At 63.7% G+C, this 21,275-nt stretch carries 14 protein-coding genes and 2 pseudogenes; all 16 read right to left on the bottom strand.

Translation table 11 applies throughout. The features are described from left to right. Positions 1-27 precede the first annotated feature (27 nt). The 16 genes and pseudogenes from tssI to tssG all read right to left on the bottom strand — a co-directional run bounded on the left by tssI (position 28) and on the right by tssG (position 21,261). Positions 28-2,113: pseudogene (gene tssI / locus B2D37_RS17740) on the bottom strand (type VI secretion system tip protein TssI/VgrG). A gap of 41 nt (positions 2,114-2,154) precedes the next feature. Beyond that, positions 2,155-3,156, bottom strand: coding sequence for a serine/threonine-protein kinase (locus tag B2D37_RS17735; protein WP_177345244.1), 1,002 nt, complete (start codon positions 3,154-3,156; stop codon positions 2,155-2,157). Positions 3,157-3,166: 10 nt separating this feature from the next. After that, positions 3,167-3,895, bottom strand: coding sequence for a PP2C family serine/threonine-protein phosphatase (locus tag B2D37_RS17730; RefSeq protein ID WP_079203942.1), 729 nt, complete (start codon positions 3,893-3,895; stop codon positions 3,167-3,169). Further along, positions 3,895-7,434: a type VI secretion system membrane subunit TssM gene (gene tssM / locus B2D37_RS17725; protein ID WP_079203941.1), complete on the bottom strand. Its 3,540-nt coding sequence runs from the start codon at positions 7,432-7,434 to the stop codon at positions 3,895-3,897. Before tssM ends, B2D37_RS17730 begins: the two co-directional genes overlap by 1 nt. Then, complete coding sequence (gene icmH, locus B2D37_RS17720; protein ID WP_079203940.1) at positions 7,431-8,312, bottom strand: type IVB secretion system protein IcmH/DotU; 882 nt, start codon at positions 8,310-8,312, stop codon at positions 7,431-7,433. The genes tssM and icmH overlap by 4 nt, the downstream gene beginning before the upstream one ends. Positions 8,313-8,314: 2 nt before the next feature. After that, on the bottom strand, positions 8,315-9,646 hold the full coding sequence (gene tssK, locus B2D37_RS17715) for a type VI secretion system baseplate subunit TssK (RefSeq protein ID WP_079203939.1): 1,332 nt from the start codon (positions 9,644-9,646) through the stop codon (positions 8,315-8,317). A 3-nt stretch (positions 9,647-9,649) separates the two neighbouring features. After that, positions 9,650-10,132: a type VI secretion system lipoprotein TssJ gene (gene tssJ, locus B2D37_RS17710; RefSeq protein WP_079203938.1), complete on the bottom strand. Its 483-nt coding sequence runs from the start codon at positions 10,130-10,132 to the stop codon at positions 9,650-9,652. Between the two features lie 5 nt (positions 10,133-10,137). Continuing rightward, positions 10,138-11,334, bottom strand: a complete 1,197-nt coding sequence (gene tagH, locus B2D37_RS17705) for a type VI secretion system-associated FHA domain protein TagH (protein WP_079203937.1) — start codon at positions 11,332-11,334, stop codon at positions 10,138-10,140. 19 nt (positions 11,335-11,353) lie between these two features. Further along, entirely contained in the window at positions 11,354-11,488 is a 135-nt protein-coding gene (locus tag B2D37_RS17700) for a type VI secretion protein (RefSeq protein WP_256573091.1), read from the bottom strand. A 57-nt stretch (positions 11,489-11,545) separates the two neighbouring features. Beyond that, positions 11,546-11,911 carry a hypothetical protein gene (locus B2D37_RS17695; RefSeq protein ID WP_079203935.1) on the bottom strand — a complete coding sequence of 122 codons (366 nt, stop codon included), beginning with the start codon at positions 11,909-11,911 and terminating at the stop codon, positions 11,546-11,548. Positions 11,912-11,923: 12 nt separating this feature from the next. Next, positions 11,924-12,595, bottom strand: coding sequence for a DUF2931 family protein (locus B2D37_RS17690; RefSeq protein WP_079203934.1), 672 nt, complete (start codon positions 12,593-12,595; stop codon positions 11,924-11,926). Beyond that, positions 12,592-13,851, bottom strand: a complete 1,260-nt coding sequence (locus B2D37_RS23825; protein ID WP_256573209.1) for a phospholipase effector Tle1 domain-containing protein — start codon at positions 13,849-13,851, stop codon at positions 12,592-12,594. The genes B2D37_RS17690 and B2D37_RS23825 overlap by 4 nt, the downstream gene beginning before the upstream one ends. A 264-nt stretch (positions 13,852-14,115) precedes the next feature. Next, a pseudogene (locus tag B2D37_RS23820) lies at positions 14,116-16,083 on the bottom strand (type VI secretion system tip protein VgrG); the annotation flags it as partial. Between the two features lie 17 nt (positions 16,084-16,100). Then, on the bottom strand, positions 16,101-17,609 hold the full coding sequence (locus tag B2D37_RS17680) for a sigma-54-dependent Fis family transcriptional regulator (protein ID WP_079203932.1): 1,509 nt from the start codon (positions 17,607-17,609) through the stop codon (positions 16,101-16,103). 10 nt (positions 17,610-17,619) lie between these two features. Then, a complete protein-coding gene (gene tssH, locus B2D37_RS17675; protein WP_079203931.1) occupies positions 17,620-20,211 on the bottom strand; it encodes a type VI secretion system ATPase TssH in 2,592 nt (863 codons plus the stop codon). A 12-nt stretch (positions 20,212-20,223) separates the two neighbouring features. Next, the gene (tssG, locus tag B2D37_RS17670) at positions 20,224-21,261 is read right to left on the bottom strand and encodes a type VI secretion system baseplate subunit TssG (RefSeq protein ID WP_079203930.1); all 1,038 of its coding nucleotides are present in this window, start codon (positions 21,259-21,261) and stop codon (positions 20,224-20,226) included. Positions 21,262-21,275: the final 14 nt, after the last annotated feature.

The raw sequence follows: 21,275 nt of genomic DNA, 5'->3' as shown, positions 1-21,275 counted from the left end.
TAATTGACCGCTCGCGCTCCATCCCTGTTAGCCCGAGAAATTGAGCATACGTTTGCGCTTGTTTGGTGTGTTGAGCAGGGCACCGGCTTGCGCCTGATCCAACAAATTCCCCGCCTTGTCGCTGTCCGCCGCTCCTGGCAGTACCGGCGGTTTGATCTTGATGCCCGAGCCCTTGCCCGGCGCGCCGCCGGCGTTGATCTTGACCAGGGGGCCGCTGAGGGTGATGCCGCCGGGGTCGAGTTTGATGAAGCTGCCGCCGGCCTTGAGGGACAGTTCGGTGCCGGCTTCGATGACCATTTTCTGCCCGGCCTTGAGGTGGATCTCGCGACCGGCTTTGGTCAGTTGCGCGCTGCCGAGTTTGATGTGCTGGTTCTGCCCGACCGTGAGGTGATCGTCGGGTTTGACTTCGACTTTGCGCTCGGCTTTGACGGTCAGGTGTTCTTCGGCTTTGAGTTCGGTGTAACTGTTGGCCTCGACCGTGTCGTGACGCTCGTGGCCGACGCGGATTTTCTGGTCGTGCTCGATGTTTTCGTCCCAGTCGCGTTCGGCGTGCAGGTAGATCTGCTCTTCGCCTTTTTTGTCTTCGATGCGTAGTTCGTTGTAGCCGCCACCGCCCGGCGAGCTCAGGGTCTTGAACAGGCTGCGGGTCTTGTTCGCCGGTAGGTCGTAGGGACGACGTGCTCCTTGTGGTACAGGCAGCCGGTGACCAGGGGTTGGTCGGGGTCGCCTTCGAGGAAGGTCACCAGCACTTCCATGCCGATGCGCGGGATGGCGATGGCGCCGTAGTTGTCGCCGGCCCAGCTATTGGACACGCGCAGCCAGCAGCTGGTTTTGTCGTCGGCCTGGCCGTGACGGTCCCAGAAGAATTGCACCTTGATCCGGCCGTACTGGTCGCAGTGGATCTCTTCGCCGGCCGGGCCGGTGACCACCGCGCTCTGGCTGCCGAGCACGCGCGGTTTTGCGTGCGCCAGCGGCGGCCGGTAGGGCACGTCCCAGGGGGTGGCGGTGAAGCGGTTGCGGTAGCCTTGGTGGAACTCGGCGTTGTCTGTTTGCCCCTCATCCCAAAGGGGGGAGGGCGAATGTATGGCGTCGCCCGACGTAATCGACTCTTCCAGCACTTGCGGCTGTTTGCCCTGGTGGATCACGTCGTGCAGCAGCCAGAGGTCGTTGTAGTCGCCACGCGGGTGGTCAGAGAGTTCGAGGAAGTGGCCGCTAAGCAGCTTGGGCTGATCGCCACGGCCTTCGGCCAGGCAGTAGTCGGCGCGGTGACGCTCCAGGTTGCGTTGGCTGAGATGCTTGCCGCGCGTACGGTCGACGAACCGGCCGGGGTAGTCGTAGTCTTCCAGATCCGGCAGCGGCTTGGCGTCGGGGTCTGGCGCGGGTTTGAAGCCGGCCTGCAGGAGCAGGCGCGGCTGTGCGAAATCATAATCGCGGCGCGTGGTGCGACTGGTGCGGGTTTCCAGGCGCACTTTGAGGCGCTTGATCACCGGTTCATCGGCGGTCATGCCGTTGTCCTGCAGATACGCAGTCGGCTGGCCGAGTTTGCCGAAGGCGCTCTGGTCGTCGCCGAAGACCATGACATGCCCGTTGCTGCTGTGCTGGAAGTGGTAGTGAATGCCTTCCTCCTCGCACAGGCGCTGGATGAAGTGCAGGTCCGACTCGTCGTACTGCACGCAGTACTCGCGCTCGGGATAGACCGTCGGCCGAGTTGGAACTGGTAGGCGTTGGCCTGGATGCCGTGCTCCTCCAGCACCTGCGCGACTATCTGCGGCACCGTCAGGTGCTGGAAGATGCGCTGGTTGCTGCGGTGGCTCAGGTAGCTGAGCTGCGGCACGATGGAGACTGTGTAGCGGGTCAGACGCTTGCCGGACTCGCCCTGGGCAACCCGGTAGATCAAGCCGTGAATACCCAGGTCATCGGGGCTGAAGGCGAGAAAAGCCGGCAGGTGCAGCAGGCTTTGCAGGTCGAGATCCGGGCGCTGGCTGATCAGCTCAACCTCGAAGCGATAGGGCTGGCTGATCGCCTCGCGACCGCTGAACTCGAGCACTTGCAGGTCGTGTTCGAGGCCTTCGATGCTCAGGCTGAAATGGGTTTCATTGGCCGGGTTGAACATGCTCATTTCCTTGTAAAAAGATCATCCATTGATGCCGTCGACTAGCGGCTACGGCCCAGCCAGCGCGACCAGCGGCTCGGCGGCGGCTGCTGGCGAAATACCTCGAGCAACTGCGCGCAACTGATGCTGCGCTGCGCCTCCTCGAATGCCAGAGCGGTGCGCAGGGCCGGCCAGCAGTGCGCCGGCAGTTGCTCCGGTCGTTGCAGCTGCTTGTCCAGTTCCATCGCTTTGGCCTGTTTGGCGCTGAGACGGCGGAACGGATGGCGACCGCTGGCCAGCTCGTAGAGCACGCAGGCCAGGGCGTAGACATCGGCCGCGGCAGTCAGTGGCGCGCCATCGAGCAATTCCAGCGCCGCGTAACGCGGGGTCCAGGCGGTAAAGCGATTGCGGCACAGGCGCGGCAGGCCGGGTAACAGGCCTTCCACCGGCTGGCCGAGACCATAATCGAACAGGCGCAAGCCGTCTTCGGCAAGCATCACATTGCTGGGCTTCAGGTCGCCGTGCAGCACGCCCAGGCTGTGCGAATAACTCAGGGCGTCGAGCAGGGCGACGGCAATTTCCTGCAACTCGCTCCAGGGCACGCCCTCGGGTCGCTCGCAGAGCAATTGATCGAGGGTCAGGCCCTTGAGCAGCTCCAGGATCAGAAAGGCGCGCTGGCTCGGCACGTCCACCTCGAAACCGAACAGGCGCACCACATGGGGATGGGTGAGCCGCGCGGTGAGGGCGAATTCGCTGTAGAGCAGGGCGTTGGCATCCGGGTATTCGGCGAAGTCGTCACTGAGGGTTTTCAGCGCCACATAGGGTTCGGGATCGCCGAACTGTTCGCGCAGCAGGTCGCGGGCGCGGTACACCGCACCCATGCCGCCGACGCCGAGCAGGCGCTCGATCTTGTAGCGGCCGCCGAGCACGTCCGGCAGTTCGCTGAGCACCGGCCGCGTGACCTTTTCCGCCGGTTTGGCCGCAGTGGCGGCCAGGGCGAAATAGGTCAGGTCGCTGGCCTCAGCGCTGGCCAGCGGCGGTGCGTCGAGCAGTTGCTCGCTCATCCTGGGCTCCTCATCGGCGGATCACCACCGCACTCAGGTTGTCCCGCGCCGGGCCGTCGAGCACCCGCTGAAACAGGCGATTGAGGGTCAACTGCGGCGCCGGCAGATTGAGCGCGGCGCCCAACTCGTCGGCGGACAGATCCTGATAGAGGCCATCGCTGCACAGCAGAAAGACATCGCCGGGCAGGATATCCAGTTCGAGAATCTCCAGCTTCAACTCTTCGCTGGCACCAATGGCGCGGGTCAGCGCATGGGCCGCCGGGTGGCGGGCGGCCTCGGTCGGGCTGAGCTGTTGCTCGTCGATCAGTTGTTGCAGCAGCGAGTGATCGCGGCTGAGCTGGTACAGCCGGCTGCCGCGCCACAGGTAGCAGCGGCTGTCGCCGGCCCACACGCAGGCGCCGCGGTCGCCGTCGATCAGCAGCGCCACCACGGTGCTGCCGATCACCGGGTCGGGGCGCTCGGCGGTGACCGTCAGCTCCTGGCCGAGGCGCCGGTTGAGGCCGTGCAGGCGCTGGCGCAACTGCTGCAGACGCTGCTGCAGGTCGCCCGCGCTGGGTTCGGCCAGGTACTCGACGATCAGGCGGCTGGCCAGGGCGCCGTTCTGGTGCCCGCCCATGCCATCGGCGACCACCCACAGGCCCTGCTCCGGCATCGCCAGAAAAGCATCTTCGTTACGCGCGCGCACCTTGCCGACTTCGGTACGCGCGGCGCTGCGCCATGCGTTAGTCACTTGCGCCATCAGAGCGTCGCCGGCAGCTTGAAGCTGCGCAGCAGGTCGATATCGAACGGATTCGGCGAGCGCTGGCTGTGCAACAGGTAGTTGGCATGCCGACCACCGAGATCGGCCTTGAGCATCAGCACGTCGCGACCGCTGTGGTAGTCCACGCTCATCAGGTCGAGCAGGCGGAACAGCGACCAGGGCCCGCTGTTCTTCTCGATCCCGACCTTGTGCCCGCCGAGTTCCTCGACCACCAGGCTGGTGCGGCCTTCGTTGGCCTCGGCTGGCCAGCTGAAGGCGGTCTGCACGATCGGCCCGTGGCGGTATTCCATGCGCTGGCCACCGAAGCGGAATTCCGCACGGCCCAGGCTGGAATCCAGCGAATAAGGCTCGAGCTTGAACAGCACTTTCGGCTCGTTGGGGTTCTCGGCGAAGAAGCTGCGGCGGATGGTCTGGGTATGGCTCATCTGCAACAGGAACTCGCGCGACAGCGGCAAGCCGCGGCCATCGACCTGGCGCCGGCGGTACTGGCCGGCGCTGCCGCTGACAAAGGGCTTGAGGTAGTCGTCGAAGAAGCGCTGGGCGATGCCTTGGCTCTTGAAGAACTCGCGGAAGTCGGCAATCGCCACGTCGCTTTCACTGTGCGCGCTGAACGGATAACGCTGCTTCAACGAGCCTTTATAGGCGGCGTACAGCTCGCTCTTGTAGCGCTGGTTGAGGTAGTAATAGGCGTCGTCCAGCACCAGCATCCAGCTGTCTTCGGCGAGCAGGCTGAGCCAGTTGCCGACCGGTTGCGGCAGGCGCGCGGCGCTGCTGCGCAGCTGGTTGATGGCATCGCGTTTGCCACCCATGCGCGCCTTGGCCAGTTCGAACGCGGCCTGTCCCGGAGCACTGGCGTGGGCCAGGCTGGCCAGTTGCAGCTGCAGCGCATCCAGGGCTTGCAGGGTGATTGCCAGTTCCGGGCCGGCACCGCCGTTGTCGTCGAGCAAACGGTGCAGCGGCTCGAAGCGCCGTTCCAGGGTTTTGCGCGCGGTGTCCGGCAGGTTCTTCACCAGCGCGGCCTGGGCCTGTTTGGCCGCGGCGCCCGCGATCTTGGCGACTTTACCCAACTTGCCCCTGGCGCCCTTCAGCGCCTCGGCAGCTTCGCCCGCGTCGTCGGCGGCGTCGGCCATGCCCTTGAAACGGGTGTTGTCGCGCACCTCCACCAGCAATTGCAGCAGCGGCGAGTTGGCGGCGGTCAGGCCGGCCAGTTGCAGGGCGCCCTGGTTGGCGCTGCCGATCGGCTCCAGCGTCAGATGGGCCAGGGCCTCGCCCCAGTAGTTGGCATAGTCGCGGAAGTACAGCTGTTCCATTTCCACCAGCAAACGGCTGAGGTCGTTGCTGCTGAGGCTGTCACTGCCACCAAGCACCCAGTTGTCGCGCAGGATGTCGCGCACCAGATCGGCGCCCTTGGTGGTGAAGGTCTTCTGGTAGCCGACCTGGGTATAGAAGCCCGGAATGGCGTAATCGCCGCCGGCGAACAACCCGGCTTGCGGGCCGAGTTTCTCGTTGAGGCGATACTCCGGCAGGCTGCGCGCCTGGTCACGCAGCATGCGGTAGACCACCGTGGCCAGCGACTCGCTGCGCAGCACCTGACGGGCCTGGGCGACCAGCGGTTCGTTGAGCGAGTAGGGCGCGAACGACTCGGCCAGCAGGCGCTCGAAGTGTTGGTTGAGCCCGCGCTGCCCGGCGCTGTTGCCGGCGTAGCGCAGCGACCAGTCGGCGGCCAGCCATTGCTGCAGGAAGGCCTTGTCGCGCCGTTCTTGCAGATTGAGCATCAGGTAGGCGCGCAGGCTGTTGAGCAGGCCCTCGCGGTCGTTCAGGTTGGCCCGTACTTGCGCCTCCAGCTGACGGCCGACGCGCGACAACAGCAGGTTTTCCAGCTCGCCGCGGTAGACCCGTTGCAGGGTAGGGCCGACTTGTTCACCCTGGTATAGGCCGCCGCGTTGCAGGTAGGCCGCTTCGTCCACCTGCGGGAATACCTGGGTCGCGGCGTAGCTGTGATCCAGCGCCTTGAGGGTGCGCAGGGCATCGTCCTGATCGCTCAGGCTGCCGTGTTGCTGGGTCAGTTGCTGCGCCAGGTCGCGCAGTTGCTCCAGGCGCCCGTGGTTGCCGGAGAAGCCGTTGGCCCAGAGTGCGCCGAACAGACTCAGGCAGACGAACGCCGCGGCGTACATGGCGCGCTGGCCCCAGTCGATGCGCCGCACTTCCTTCTGGTCCAGGCCGGCCAGCTCGGATTCGGGGAAGATCACCTGGCTCAGCAGGTGGTTGATAAAGCGTGCACGGCCACTGCGAAAGGTCGGCAGCGCGCTGCTGGCCAGGCCGAGGTTGCGGCCGATGCCGCTGGTGCTCGGGTCGAGCTGGCTGTTCAGCTCCGGCGCGCTGGTCAGGTAGAAACCGCGCAGTTGGCTGGCGCGCTGGTAGCGGTTGCCGCTGAAGGCCAACTCGCTGAACAGGCACAGGCGCTCGCCGATCAGCCCGAGTTGATGCGGGAAGTCGAGGATACGGCCACGGCGCTGGGTGTCGCGCTCCTGGTGCATGCGCAGGATCACCTGGCTGTTGAGGCGGCGCAGCAGTTCTTCGAACTCCTGGCGGATCACCTGCACGTCGGTAGCGTTCTGCTCCTTGCGGAAACTGGCGCCGAGCACCTGATCGCTTTCCTCGCGCGACAGCTGGTCGAAGAACTCATCGAAGCCGAGCACCTTATCGGCCTTGCTCAGCACCAGGTACACCGGCACATCGGCGCCGAGGCGCTGGTGAATTTCCTGCAGACGCTGGCGGGTCTGCCGGGCCAGGTTTTCCAGCTCGACTTCGCTGCCGCCCTGCAGCAGCTCAAGCGGAATATTGACCAGCACACCATTGAGCGGGCGGGCGCGGCGCTGGCGCAGCAGGCCGAGGAGGAAGTCCCAGGCGCGGCTGTCGACCTGCGCGTCGGGTTGATTCAGGTAACGCCCGGCGGTGTCGATCAGCACGGCATGATCGGCGAAATACCAGTCGGCGTAACGGGTGCCGGAGACGTCCTTGGTCAGGCGCTGCTGCTCACCGCGGTTGAGCGGAAAGTCCAGGCCTGAGAAATCCAGCAGGCTGGTCTTGCCGCTGCCCTGGGGGCCGAGCAGCAGGTACCAGGGCAACTCGTTGCGCCACTTCTCGCTTCGGCCGCGATACAGGCTGGAGCGTTTCAAGGTGTGCAGCGCCTGCTTGAAGCGCTGGCGCAGTTCGACCTGCTCCTCGCCGATCATGCCTTCGCGGCGCAGACGTTCCTGGGCCTCGGCGTCGTCTTCCTCGGCCTTCTTGCGCGCGCCGCTCTTCCAGCTGGCGAAGACCATGGCCAGGCCCCAGACCAGGAACAGCCCGCTGATGCTCAGCAGGCGGCTGGTGGTCGACGCCCAGAACTTGTAGTCGGCGACCGCCAGCAGCGGGCCGACGAACCACACCAGCAGCGCCAGAACCAACACCAGGCACAGGCTCCACACCCAGGTCTTGCAGAAAAAAGCGGCTAACTTGCCGAAAAAACTCTTCATTTCAGATCATCCATGCTTACACCCGCGGACGGGTCGAGTTGCTCGTACGGCTGCAAAATAGTCTCGCGTTGTTCGCCCAGTACCCAGGCGAAGCCGCCATACATCACGGCCAGACACATCAGGGTGAACAGCGCCACCAGCCACCAGGGCACGATGCGCACCAGGCGCCGGCGGGTATCTTTCAGGCCCTGCCAGTGCGGCGAGACTTCCCGCGGCACGTCGCCGCGCATCTGGCGGATCTGCCGGTACAGGCTGTCGCGCACCGCTTCCAGTTCGAGCATGCCGCGCGGCAGCACGCGGTACTTGCCCTCGAAACCCAGCGACAGGCACAGGTACATCAGTTCGAGCATCGGCAGGTGCTTGACCGGGTTGCGCGACAGGCGCTCGAGCAGCTGGAAGAACTTTTCGCCGCCGAAGGTCTCGTTGTGGAAGCTCGACAGCAGGCTCATCTGCGACCACTCGCTCTCGTTGCCCCAGGGCGTGGTCACCACGGCCTCGTCTACCACGGTGCAGAGCACATAACGCGCGGCCATCACCTGGCTGCTCTCGGCGCCTTCATGCAGGGCGCGGTGCTCGAACAGCTTGATCGCACTGGAAAGACGCTGGTTCAGCGCGCGCATGTCCTCGCTGTCGAAGCTGTGCTTGAGCCGTACCACTTCCGAGAGCAGCGACGAGGCCGCGGCGACCAGCGGATTGAGGCTGATATTGAAGGTTTCCGCCGGGCGCAGACGCGCGGCGTAAATCATCCGCTCTTCCAGCTGCTCGAATTTCGGCGGGGCGGCGAAGTCGGTCAGTGGGCTGTGCGCCGGGGCATCGCCCTGGCGGTTGAGGATGACGGTTTTATCGTCCTGGCCGTATTCCATTTCCTTGGTAGTCATCGTCAGTTCCTGATCGCCCAGAATTTCAGCTCAAGCCCGGAGAACTCGCCGGACACGTGGAAGGCAAAGCCGCCGGAGCGCTCCAGCTGCGCCAGTTCCTCGGAGCCGAGCTCCAAGGCGAAGTAGGTCTTGCCCGAGTGGAACGGGATCTGCCGTGGCGCCACCGGCAGCGGTTTGACCTTGATCCCCGGCAGGTGCAGGTTGACCAGTTGGCGGATGCTTTCCACCGGGCCGACCTTGAGGTGCGCGGGCAGGCGATTGCGCAGCTCTTCCGAGTCGCACTGGGCACTGGCGGCGAGGACGAACGAGGAGGTGGCGAGCAGCTTGTGGTCGTGCAGCGGCGACACCTGAATACCGTACTGGCGCTGTTGCAGCAGCAGCTCGATGGCGTGTTGTTCCAAGACCATCGACAGCACCTGGCGGACCGCGTCCATCAATTTGCGAAAGCTCAGACCCTGGTCGCTGTGCAGGTAACGACCGTCCAGGCGCGGGCGCTTGATCTCGCTGGAGAAGGTCGCCAGTTCGCCGAGCAGGCCCAGCAGTTCGCGGTAGATCTGCTCCGGGTGCACCTGTTCGATGCCCAGGTAATGGCGCAGTACCGGCTCGAAGCGGTTGATCAGCTGCAGCATCATGAAGTCGCCGACTTCCGCGCCGCCGACCTTGCCGGTAGCGCTGATGCGTTCGGCGAGGATGTCGCCACGATGGGCCAGCATGCTGATCACTTCCTTGAGGCAGCTGAGCAGATAGCTGGATGCCTGGAAGTTGACGTAGGTCGGAATGAATTCCGGGTCGAGGCTGATCACCCCGTCCGGGGTGGTATCCAGCACGTCGCACAGCTGCAGTTTGACGTAGGCCTGGTCGCGCTGTTGCTCGCCGAGCAGCAGGCGGAAATCCGGGCGGCCGCAGCTGACCTGACTCGATGCGCTGTCGCCGGCGTTGGAGTCGGCGACTTCCTCGTCGAAGGCGGTGAAGCGTGCCAGCACGTCCTGCTGCTCCGGACGGCGGCTCTCGATATGGTTGCCGGTGACCAGCGGCAGGGCCAGGTACACCGGGGTGTTGCCGGTATTCGGCGGCACGTCGAGGGCCAGCGGCTCGCGCTCGGCGCCAATATCGAACAGGCTGCCATCGGGCAGGATGCCACTGGCCTTGCTCACCACCAACTTGCCCATGTTGAGAAACTGGCGATCGATCTCCAGCTCGAAAAAGCCCCAGGCATAGCTGTCGAGTTTCTGCGTGCGGGTCTTCAGCTGGTAGTCGTAGTAACGGTCGTTCTGCTGGAAGTGCTGCGGACGCAGCAGCATGCCTTCCTGCCAGACCACTTTATGCATGGCCATGGCTTATTTCCCTTCCTGGGTGGCGTCATCCTGGGCCTTGATACCCAGTGCATCGAGTGTCAGTACGCTGCTATTGCGTTGCTGTTCCTGCAGCGGAATGACGAAGCGCCAGTTGCTTTCCGGCAGGTCGCGGTAGGCGGCCAGTACGCCGACATAGCGGCTGCCCGGCTGCACAAAGAGTTTCAGCTCGCGCTGCTCGCCCGGCCTTAACTCAAGCTCTTCGAGGGTGACCATATCCGGCGCCAGGGCTTCCTTCGGGCGCTGGTAGAGCGAGAAGAAGTCGGCGCTCTCGAAGGCCACCGGATGCTTGAGTTCGATCAGGCGCAGCACGATCGGCGAGGGCCGGCCATTGAGGTCCGGGTTGAGCTGTTCGCTGCCGCTGACGCGCAGGTCGAGCTTGGTCATATTCGAGTACGGCGACAGCGCCGAGCAGCCGGCTAGGGCCAGTAAGGCGACCAGCAGGGCCAGGGGGGAAAAGCGATGCATGGAGATCATCCTTGAACGTCGGTGTTGAGGGTGGCGATCAGGCGAACCTGTTCTTCATAGGTGTTGGCGAAGTCGCGGGCGAACAGGCGCTCGCTCCAGTCGTCGTTCTGCGTAAGCTGCGTGTGCAGACGCCGGTACGCGCGCCAACGGCTGCCGGCGGTGGCGATCAACGGCTTGCGCCCCTCGCGCTCGAAACGCAGGCTCAGTTGCTCCGGCGACAATTGCTCGAACATGCCCTTGACCGCCGCGCGGCTGGCGGCCAGCAGGGCCACCTGATGGGCTTGCAGGTCGCGGAAGCTGCGGCTGATGGTCTGCTCGGCGGAAAGCGCGCCGGGCTTGCCGCCGCGTAGCAATGCGCTCAGCGCTTCGCTGCTGTCGGCGCTGTGCTTGAGCGGGTTATTGCCGGCGCTCTGCACGGTGGTCAGGGCCAGGCGCAGTTCGTTCTTCAGCTCGCTGCGGGTGCGCAGGCTTTGTTGCAGGCTGCCGACGCTCTGCTTGAGCAACCTGGCCGCATGCAGGGCCAGGGCCTCGCGGCCATCGTCGTCGAGGTCGTCGAGCTTGACCCCGAGGGCCTCGCCGAATTTTTCCCAGAAGCTCAAAGGCAGGCGTACCGGCTCGGGCGCGCGCTTGGGTTGCGGCTCGGGCGTTGGCATCACCAGCTCGGGCACCTGGAGGTTCTCTTCGTCGATCTGCGCGTAATCGCGCTGCTGCGCCTGCACATTGTGCGGACGCAGGATCGCGGTCAGGTCATCGACCTCGGCGTACACCCGTTCCTGCTGCTCGAGGGCGGTCAGCGGGTCCAGGTCGAGAAAGGCGTCGTCCGGGATGATGCTGCCGGCCGGCTGCGAGCGACCGATATCGCCGGCAAACAGCGCCGGGTCCTGAATCAGCCGCGCGCGAATCTCGAACTCGCCGAAGCAGTACACACTGCCGTGCTCGATGCGTTGCGGTTGATCCTTGCGCAGGCTGGCGCCGCTGTCTTTCAACTGGATGCCATTGCTGCTGGTGTCGGTCAGAAAGAACGAGCCATCGCGGTAGCTCACCTCGGCATGCCGGCTGGACAGCACGCGCTTGCGATCCGGAATCACCCAGTCGCATTCCTCCGCCCGGCCAATGATGCCGCCGGCCTGCTTGAAGGTTTTGGTGGTCAAGAGACCCGGCACAAACTGCTGTGCACTGACCACATCGAAGACCAGTTCCATGGTTGTTAACTCCTTGCGGTCAGTTGCCGCGTTGCGCTGCTTGCGGTTCGCCGAGGGGGCGGTATTGATCGTCGCTGAACTTGTAGTTGCCGCTGCAGGCGGAGAGGCAGAGGGCCAGGGCAATCAGGGCGGCTGGGTAGTAGGTGCGTTTCAAGAGTGTCTCCGTCATAGATCGTTCTGGATCAAATTTGGGTATGAGATGTGTTGGGAATTATTCGACTGCTTGGCGAGCGGGGGCCTTGATGTAACAGCCGTCCATTTCCTCAATAGCCAGGCAATTCGGGCGAATATGCAAAACCATTCCATCAAAGATTTGACCAAAATCGTCTTCTGAGACAGGGCTACTGGTTTGTCGATGCAACGTCAAACGCTGGCCTGTCTGCGTCCAGTTACCCTTGGCGGCGCCAAAGTCCATGATTGCTTCGAAGTTACCGTCATTGCGCAATAACAATTCAGAACCCATCTCCATGGCACCTTGCAGGTAATAGTGGCCAGCCAGATCTTTATTCAGGGCTTCGCTTGATGAGGCACAGGCGGATAGAAGCAGGCATATAAATAATGGGATAATTTTTTTCATATGAACGACTCCTTACCAACTGCCATAAGGAATGCCGAACTGTTCGATATAGGCTTTGGACTCAGGCGTTATGGGATAGGCATAGTGGCCATTGTTTTTCCCCATATCCGGGCCCTCTTTGATGATCTTTCCCTCGAAACGACCGATCTCTACCGGGGCCAGGCAGGGGCCTTGCAGCCAGGCTTTGGCGATCCCACCAGGGGCTAAGCCGATGGTGATGTGATCGCGGTAACCAAAGCTGGGTAGATCCTTGCCCCAGTCGCTCTTCCATGGACAGAGGGGTTGTTCCTTGTTAACCATTCGCTCGCGCACCCACTGCGCAATATTGATCCGCACGTTATAGGTTTGCGGTTCAATCAATGATTGCCAGCGCACAAAGATAAACTCAGGTAGGTCTACCCCCGAGATTGGTTTGGCGCTACCGCCGGGCCGGGTAGTCCAGCCTGCAGGCTGGCCATTTTTATGTGGCGGTTCACCAATAGACCCAACACCACCGTAGACGCGCTCAAATACCCGCCCGCGTTTGTCGATCACGTCCACGCTCTCAATCCATACATCCATATGTTTGGGTGCGAATACGGCAATGGCCCAATTACCATAGGGCAGGTTTGGTTGCCCCTGAGTACTGGCGCAGCCGCTTAGAAAAAGTGTTGTCAGCCATAACAGCAGTGCCGGCAGTTTCATTCTGGGTATCCTTTTTGCGGCTTATTGGAATAGACCGCCCGACGGTTGGCCGCTGGCTTGTTGATCAACAGCCCTTTGCTTGGCGTCCAGTGGGTAGAAATATGGATATAGCGGGCGTGCAGATGGCGCTCTTCCGCCGGAGATAGACGATTCGTTGTGCCCTGAGCCTGGGCCATGATTTTTTCCGCAATAGCCTGCAAGTCATCAGGAATGGCAACAGCGCTGGTATTTGGAACTGGTTTGAAAGGAACCGCATTCTGAGCGGCCAATTCACGCATGACGCGCAGATAGACCCGCGATAGCTCGCCCCGTACTTTGCGGGTGAGAGCTGCCGCGACCATGGCTCTTTGAGTTTGCGAATTTTCGTTAGCACGGCCAGGTACGGCGAAAAACCATCTGGCGGTTTTTATTTCGCCCTCACCGGGCAAGCCGCGCTGTTCCAACTGACCAATAGCCTCTTGGGTTTCACCCCAGGCCCGGCTGCGTTCTAGCGGCTGTGCAGGGGTTACCAGGGTGGAGCGCGGGCGGCTGATAAGCAGTTTTTCGGTCATGCTGCTGCGGTAGCCGCCGCCGATATCAGAGTGTACCCCTGGCAGGCTGATTTCCTGATGCTGCGGCGCCACGCTATTAAGCGCAAAGTTCTGGCGTTGTTCATCTCGGGCAGCCAGTTGCACAACCTTGCGCGCACAGCCTGCGGGTAAGTACAGATTGACCCCCGGGTTGTATTCGTTGGCTGGGCTAAGGTCGCCCCGCGCCGGGTTAACAATGGCAGTTACCGTATCGAATAGGCCGATAAAATTGATGCTAGTGCGTTCTTCCCAAGTGAATCCTGTTGTTACTCCTGGTGCCTGTGAATTAAGTATGGGAGCGAGCAGGCCGCCGCTAGGTTTTAGCAACTCGTTGGCAAAGTGCCGGGCTGCTGCGGCACCACGGCTGAATCCGAAAATATCGAACTCTATATTGCTAATTTGCAAGGTTGGGTTACTGCTTAAAAGTTTGAGCAGTTCTTGCTGAATTTTCTCAGGGCTTTGTTCTACCCGAGCCACTACGCCAGTATCACTTAAGCCAGTGCCTTGGCTGATTAGTGAGTCGGAGTCACCGCTGCTAGTGCCGATCCCTTCAAGGTAGACCCGAAGAGAAGCCTGCTCTGTGTCAGAGGCAATGGAGCTGCCGCTATCATCTCGATAGAGATCATGCAGCAGCGCCACATTACTGGCCCCGTTTCCGTAACTGCTATCGGGAGTTTTTTCGAACATGCCTGAAGCGTTGTTGTCGCGATAACCGTGGGTTGTGCAGTAGCTGATGGTCTCCTGTAATGCAGACTCATCCAGTAGCTGCAAGTCGTCGCGTCGGCACTGCTCGGTGACGGCAGAGTTCGCCAGGTTATTACCGGTGCCATCAAAGAACACGCCAATGCGCAGGGTGATACCTACGGGCGTTTCTTCTTCAAGTTCCTCCTCTTCCTCTTCCAGTAACTCCGCCAGCTTAAGCGGATCTGGTGGTGGCACCAATGTGTTGGCCGCTGGCCCCTTGAGCAGGTTGCCCGCCAAGGCCATCGCGGCAGCAGCTGGGGTAATGGCTGACAGAATGCCAATCCCGCTGCCCTTGCCCGGCCCACCGCCGGAGTTGATCTTGATAGTCGCGCCGCTGAGGGTGATGCCGCCGGGGTCGAGTTTGAGGAAACTGCCGCCGCCGCTGGCGGTGAGTTCCATGCCGGCGTCGATCACCACCTTGCTGCCGGCGTAGTAGTGGATCTCGTTGCCGGCTTCGACGAACTGGCCGACGCCGACTTTCACGTGCTGTTTCTGGCCGACAGTCAGGTGGTCGTTGCTGCGCGCTTCCACCTTGCGCTCGCCGTGGGTGGTGCGGTGTTCTTCGATCTTGAATTCGCTATGGCTGTTGGCCTCGACCGTGTCGTGGCGCTGGTTGCCGATGCGGATTTTCTGGTCGTGCTCGATGTTCTCATCCCAGTCGCGCTCGGCGTGCAGGTAGATCTGCTCGGCGCCTTTCTTATCCTCGATGCGCAGTTCGTTGTAACCGCCACCGCCCGGGCTGCTCAGGGTCTTGAATAGTGAGCGGGTCTTGTTCGCCGGCAGTGGATAGGGCACCAGGTGTTCAGCGTGGTACAGGCAGCCGGTGACCAGCGGCTGGTCGGGGTCGCCTTCGAGGAAGGTCACCAGTACCTCCATGCCGACCCGCGGAATGGCGATGCCGCCGTAGCGGTCGCCGGCCCAGCTGGAGGCGACGCGCAGCCAGCAGCTGGTGGTGTCGTCGGCTTGGCCTTCGCGGTCCCAGTGGAACTGGACTTTGATCCGGCCGTACTCGTCGCAGTGGATTTCTTCGCCGGCGGGGCCCGTGACCACGGCGGTCTGGCTGCCCAGCACCTTGGGTTTCGGGTGCTTTAACGCGGGGCGCCAGAGCACGTCCCAAGGGGTGGCGCTGAACTGGTTGCGGTAGCCCTGCTGGAAACCATCGCTGGCCTGGGTGTGGCTGGTTACGGATTCTTCCAGCACCTGCGGTTGCTTGCCCTGGTGGAAGATTTCGGTCAGCAGCCACAGCTGGTTCCACTCCTCGCGCGGGTGGGCGCTGAGGTTGAGGTAGTGCCCGCTGGCCAGCAACGGTTGATCGCTTTCGCCGGCGGCCAGTTCGTAGTCACTGCGGTGGCGTTCCAGATTGCGTTTGCTCAGGTGCTTGCCGCGCTCGCGCTCGACGAAACGGCCGGGGTAGTCGTAATCCTCCAGATCCGGGCTGAACTCGCTGGTGAACGCCGCTTCCATCAGCAGGCGCGGTTTCTCGAAGTCGTAATCGCGGCGAGTGACGCGGTTGCTGCGGGTTTCCAGGCGCAGGGCGAAGCGCTTGATTACCGGGTCGGCGGCGACCAGGCCGCTGTCTTGTTGATAAGCCGTGGGCGCGAGTTTGGGAAAGGGCGTCTGGTCGTCGCCGAAGACCAGCACATGGCCTTGTTCGCTGTGCTGGAAGTGGTAGTGAATGCCTTCTTCCTCGCACAGACGCTGGATGAAATGCAGGTCGGATTCGTCGTACTGCACGCAGTAGTCGCGTGCGGGATAGACGGTCGGGCCGAACTGGAAGGCGTAGGCATTGCTCTGGATGCCGTGTTCTTCCAGCACCTGGCCGATGATTTGCGCCACCGTCAGGTGCTGGAAGATGCGCTGGTTGCTGCGATGGGCCAGGTAGGCCAGTTGCGGGCGCAGGGTGACGTGGTAACGGCTCAGACGCTTGCCGGACTCGCCCTGGGCGACGCGGTAGATCAGTCCGTGGATGCCGTTGCCGCCAGGGGCGAAGGCGAGGAACGCCGGCTGGTGCAGCAGGCTTTCCAGGTCGAGATCCGGGCGTTCGCTGATCAGCTCCAGTTCGAACACGAAGGGTTGGCTGAGCGCTTCGCGGCCAGTGAATTCGAGTACCTGCAGGTCGTGGGCGAGGCCCTCGATGTTCAGGCTGAAGTGGATTTGGTTAGCTGCATTGAACATGCTCTTCTCCTTAAGCCTTACACGTCAGCCGGGCTGATATTCAGCCGCTGCATGCGGTACAGCAGGGTGCGGCGCGGCAGGCCCAGTTCGCCGGCGGCGCTGGTCTGGTTGCCGCGGTTCTTGCGCAGGCAGTCGAGCAGCAGGCTGCGCTCGACTCGCTCCATGCGCTCACGCAGGGTCATGTTGGCGTCGCTGTTGCTGTCCTGGTGCAGGTTGAAGTATTCGGGTAACAACTCGCCGCTTTCGCAGAGCAGTACGGCGCGCTCGACCAGCCCCTTGAGCTCGCGCACATTGCCGGGGAAGGCATAACTGGCCAGTTGATCCAGGGCGCTGTTGGCCCAGCGGCAAGGGTCACGTTGGAGGAAGGCGCTGGCCTTGTCGGCGAAATGCCGGGCCAGGGTCAGGATGTCCTGGTCGCGCTCGCGCAGGGCAGGTAGCTCGATGGGAAATTGTGCCAGGCGATAGAACAGGTCTTCGCGAAAGCGGCCTTCTTCCACCAGGGCGCGCAGGTCGCAATGGGTGGCGGCGACGATGCGCACATTGACGGTGTGGGTTTCGCTGCAGCCCAGCGGGCGTACTTCGCCTTCCTGTAATACCCGCAGCAACTTGGCTTGCAGGGCCAGCGGCATGTCGCCGATTTCGTCGAGAAACAGGGTGCCGCCGTCGGCCGCGTCGAACAGACCCTGATGGTCGCGGTCGGCCCCGCTGAAGGCGCCTTTGCGGTAGCCGAACAGCTCGCTTTCCAGCAGGGTTTCCGGCAGCGAGGCGCAATTCTGCACGATAAAGGCCTGGCTACGCCGCACCCCGCAATCATGGATGGCGCGCGCCACCAGCTCCTTGCCGGTGCCGGTCTCGCCGGTCAGCAGCACGCTGACCGGGTTGTGTAGCACCTTGCCGATCAACTGGTAGAGGTCGCGCATCGGCGCGCTGTCGCCGATCAGGCCGTAGCCACTGGCGCAGGGTATGTTGCTGGCCCGGGCCGGTTGTTCGGCACGTGGCGCGCGCAGGCGTTGCAGCAGGTGCAGGTGAGCGATCACGAAGCTGCCGAGATGACCAAGCGAGTCGGCAAACCCTTGCAGGTCAACGGCCTGCTGGCTGGCGATCAGCAGCAGGCCGTTGACGTGTTGCTGTTCGTCGAGCAGCGGCACGCACAGCAGGCTGCGCCAGGCCTGTACTACGTCCGGGAGAAAGCCGATCTGCTGCAGGCTGCTGTCCAGTTCACTGATGCTGAGTACCTGGTTTTGGCACAGGCAATATTGCAGCAGTTGCTCGCCGTCATAGTCGCTGGGCAGGCTGGCCTCTGCCCGGGGTTGCAGCAGGCCGTCCTGCCATTCGGCATTCAGGGTCAGGCGGGTGTGGGTGTCGTCGAGCAGATACAGCTGGCTTAGCGCGCAACCAGACAGTTGCGCCGCGGCCTCAACCAGGCCGCCGAGCAGGGCTTCGCCGTTGGCCGCCCGGGCCAGGCCGGCGAAACGCTGCAGCAGCGCCTCGGCATAACGCAGCGGCTGCGCCACCTGGTGGAACATCGGTGAGACCTTAAGCGAACTCACAGACCACCGTCCCTTCACCGTCGAGGGTGGCGTGCACGCGTTGCAGGCTTTCGCCGCTGGCCATGGCCGCCAGCAGGCGATCGACCACCAGGGGTTGCAGGTGCTGGTCGATCAGGTGGTCGATCAGACGCGCGCCGCTGTCGCTGTGGCTGCAGCGCTCGGCGAGGTGGTCGACCAGCGCGGCGCTGTGGCTGAACTGCAACTGACGCGGCTGCAGGCGCTCGCCGAAACGTGCCAGCTTGAGGCCGACCAGTTGGTTGAGCACCTCGCCATCGATTGGGTAGTAAGGCACCACGCGCATGCGCCCAAGCAGCGCCGGCTTGAAGTGCTGCGACAGGGTCGGGCGGATCGCCTGTTCCAGGTCCTCGGCGTCCGGGCGTTGGCCGCCCTGGCAGAGGCTGGCGATAAGTTCGCTGGCCAGGTTGCTGGTCATCAGGATCAGGCAATTGCGGAAGTTGATCTCGCGCCCTTCACCGTCGTTGGCCACGCCCTTGTCGAAGATCTGATAGAAGATGTTCATCACGTCCGGGTCGGCTTTTTCCACTTCATCCAGCAGGATCACCGAGTAGGGCTTTTGCCGTACCGCTTCGGTGAGCATGCCGCCCTCGCCGTAACCGACATAGCCGGGCGGCGCGCCGATCAGCCGCGAGACGCTGTGCTTTTCCTGGAACTCGGACATGTTGATGGTGGTGAGGAAGCGCTCGCCGCCGTACAGCAGGTCGGCCAGGGCCAGGGCGGTTTCGGTCTTGCCGACGCCGCTGGGGCCGACCAGCAGGAACACCCCGACCGGCGCATCGGCGCGGTTGAGGCCGGCGGCGCTGGCGCGCATCGAGCGGTCCAGGGCTGCGATGGCCTGCTCCTGGCCGCGCAGGCGCAGGCGCAGGTCGGTGGCGAAGCTCAGTACCTTGCTGTTGTGCTCGCGGGCCAGCTGGCTCAGCGGCACGCCGGTCCAGTGGCTGATCACTTCGGCGACCAGGCGCGGGCAGACTTCGAAACTGACCAGGCGCTCGTGAGCCTGGGCGCTGGCCAGCTCGACCTGCACGTCGCGCAGCTGGCTTTCCAGCTGTTGCAGATCGGCCTGGCTGGCGTCTTCGGCGTTTGCCGCACGCGCCGTGGCGCATTGCTTACGCAGCGCCAGCAGGCGTTCGGCCAGTTCACGCTGCACAGCCCAGCGGGTTTCGATCTGCTCCAGCTCGGCGCGGGCTGCGCTCAAGCGCTGCTCCAGCTGCGCGAGGGCCTCGCTATCGATGTGCAGGCCGGCCTCCAGGTCGCGGCCCATTGCCTCGCTCTGCCGTTCGCCCTCGGCGATTTCGCCACGCAGGCGTTCCAGCGCCTCGGGGGCGGCGGCCAGGCTGATGCGCACCCGGGCGCAGGCGGTGTCCAGTACATCCACCGCCTTGTCCGGCAGCTGGCGGCCAGCCAGATAGCGGGCGGACAGCTCGGCGGCGGCGACCACGGCGTCGTCGCGCAGGTAGATGCCGTGGCTCTTTTCATACACCGGAGCCAGGCCGCGGAGGATGGTCACCGCTTCCTCGACCGTGGGCTCGAGCAGTTGCACCGGCTGGAAACGCCGGGCCAGGGCCGGGTCCTTCTCGAAGTATTTTTTGTACTCGCTCCAGGTGGTGGCGGCGATGGTGCGCAGCTCGCCACGGGCCAGGGCCGGCTTGAGCAGGTTGGCGGCATCGCCGCTGCCGGCCTGGCCACCGGCACCGATCAGGGTGTGGGCTTCGTCGATAAACAGGATGATCGGTTTGGGCGAGCCTTTGACTTCATCGATCACGCCCTGCAGGCGCCGTTCGAATTCGCCTTTGACGCTGGCGCCGGCCTGCAGCAAGCCGAGGTCCAGGCACAGCAGCTCGACGCCCTTGAGCGCGTCCGGCACTTCTCCGGCGGCGATGCGCAGGGCCAGGCCTTCGACGATGGCGGTCTTGCCGACGCCGGCCTCGCCGACCACGATCGGGTTGCTCTTACGTCGGCGGGCAAGGATGTCGATCATCTGGCGGATCGCCGCGTCGCGGCACAGTACCGGGTCGAGCTTGCCGTCGCGGGCCTGCTGGGTGAAGTTGTGGGTGAAGCGTGACAGGTTGGATTCGCCGCCCGCCGCTGGTTTGCCTGCCGTTTGCTGCGGTTGCTGGGCCATGGCGAAATCGCGCAGGCGCTCGGGGTTGAGCTTGGCCAGCAGCGCCTGGTAGTGGCTGCCGGCGTAACGCAGCGGGTTGCGCAGCAGGGCGAGGATCAGCGCGGCCTGCTCGACCTGGTTTTGGCCGAGCTCCAGGTTGGCTACCAGCAGGGCGTCCTGCAACCATTGCACCAGCTCGCTGGAAAACACCGGATTGCGCGACTCGTTGTGCTCGCCGCGCGGTTGCAGCGCGCGGGCCAGCTCGCCGGCGTCGACCTCTGCATCCTGCAGGGCGCGCTGCAGCAGGCCATCGGGCCGCTCGAGCAGGCCGAGCAACAGATCCTCGACCAGAATCTTGCTGCCGCCACGCACCACGCAGCGCTCGGCGGCGCTTTCCAGGTCGTTCTTGGTGGCGGCGTCGAGGGCTTGCACCAGTTGCTGTAAGTCGACGTTGATCATTACTCTCTTTCCCTAGTGAGTTTGGCTGCCGAGGGTGACCACGCCGTCGGCGTTATCGCGCCCCAGCCAGGTGGTCCAGCCCAGCAGGCAGGGGTTGTCGGCGCCGAGGCGCAGTTGACGAATTTCGTCCTGACGCAATTCCAGGCGGATGTCGTAGTCCAGCGGGTCGCGCAGGGTGAAGCGCACCAGCGCGCAGAGCGGTTGGTAGCCACTGCCAACCGGCAGGAATTCATGGAAGCGCTCCCAGTCGAGCTGGCGCACATGGATGCGGAACTTGCCGCCGCGATCACGCACCCGCTCGCCGAGCACCAGGCTTTCGCCCAGTTGACTGTTGGCCAGGCCGAGGCGATTGCGTTGCTCGTCGAGAATGTCCACCTGGCGCTCCAGGCACTGCTCGATAAACAGCGCGGCGTGCTTGAAGTAGTAACGCAGCACCGACTCGATCAGCGCCGCCGAATGGGCGCGCAAACTGAGCAGGCCGAGGTAGGGCAGCAGGCGTTTCCAGTTCAGTTCCGAGGCGACGCGAATCTGTGCGCCGCCGAGGCCGATCAGGGCGAACAGCTGCTCGGAGAAGGGGTCAAGTGCGCCGCTCTGGAAGCGGGCGTGATAGCGGTACTTCTGCCAGATCGGCAGCAGCAGGCCTTGCAGGCGGTTGTTGAACAGGTCGAGGAAGTCGCGGGTCGGGTTGCCGTCCGCACTGTCGCCCAGGGCCTGTTCGCCATAGAAGGCGGGCAGCGGCGAGCCGGCACCGCACAGGCTGACCAGATTGATGCGCAGGCGTGCGCGCAGCTCGCCGTGCTCCTCGAAGAACTGCACGCGATCGATATCGCTGCCGGGAAAGCCCAGGCTCGGATTGGCCTGCAGTTCCAGACGTTGCAGCAGCGCGTGCTCATCCAGGTGCGGATGGGCGGCCTGCAGGCGTTCCAGCACCAGCTGCACACCCTGGAACAGGCTGTATTCGCGGATGCCCCGGCTGAGCCGGGTGAGGTCCGGCGCAAAGGCTGCTGTGCTGCTGCCAGGCGGCGTTGCAGTCGGGCTCGGAGTACTCATTTACACTCCGTAAA

The sequence above is a fragment of the Pseudomonas sp. CC6-YY-74 genome (genome assembly GCF_002025205.1).
GTDB classification, from domain to species: domain Bacteria; phylum Pseudomonadota; class Gammaproteobacteria; order Pseudomonadales; family Pseudomonadaceae; genus Aquipseudomonas; species Aquipseudomonas paeninsulae.
This window is presented reverse-complemented; position numbering and strand designations above follow the sequence as displayed.

Bases quoted from the DNA above. Each gene is read 5' to 3' on its own strand.
- tssH (WP_079203931.1), bottom strand. From the start codon at position 20,211: ATGATCAACGTCGACTTACAGCAACTGGTGCAAGCCCTCGACGCCGCC.
- B2D37_RS17735 (WP_177345244.1), bottom strand. From the start codon at position 3,156: ATGAGCGAGCAACTGCTCGACGCACCGCCGCTGGCCAGCGCTGAGGCC.
- tssM (WP_079203941.1), bottom strand. From the start codon at position 7,434: ATGAAGAGTTTTTTCGGCAAGTTAGCCGCTTTTTTCTGCAAGACCTGG.
- B2D37_RS17680 (WP_079203932.1), bottom strand. From the start codon at position 17,609: ATGTTCCACCAGGTGGCGCAGCCGCTGCGTTATGCCGAGGCGCTGCTG.
- B2D37_RS23825 (WP_256573209.1), bottom strand. From the start codon at position 13,851: ATGTTCGAAAAAACTCCCGATAGCAGTTACGGAAACGGGGCCAGTAAT.
- B2D37_RS17730 (WP_079203942.1), bottom strand. From the start codon at position 3,895: ATGGCGCAAGTGACTAACGCATGGCGCAGCGCCGCGCGTACCGAAGTC.
- tssJ (WP_079203938.1), bottom strand. From the start codon at position 10,132: ATGCATCGCTTTTCCCCCCTGGCCCTGCTGGTCGCCTTACTGGCCCTA.
- tagH (WP_079203937.1), bottom strand. From the start codon at position 11,334: ATGGAACTGGTCTTCGATGTGGTCAGTGCACAGCAGTTTGTGCCGGGT.
- icmH (WP_079203940.1), bottom strand. From the start codon at position 8,312: ATGACTACCAAGGAAATGGAATACGGCCAGGACGATAAAACCGTCATC.
- B2D37_RS17690 (WP_079203934.1), bottom strand. From the start codon at position 12,595: ATGAAACTGCCGGCACTGCTGTTATGGCTGACAACACTTTTTCTAAGC.
- tssK (WP_079203939.1), bottom strand. From the start codon at position 9,646: ATGGCCATGCATAAAGTGGTCTGGCAGGAAGGCATGCTGCTGCGTCCG.
- tssG (WP_079203930.1), bottom strand. From the start codon at position 21,261: ATGAGTACTCCGAGCCCGACTGCAACGCCGCCTGGCAGCAGCACAGCA.
- B2D37_RS17695 (WP_079203935.1), bottom strand. From the start codon at position 11,911: ATGAAAAAAATTATCCCATTATTTATATGCCTGCTTCTATCCGCCTGT.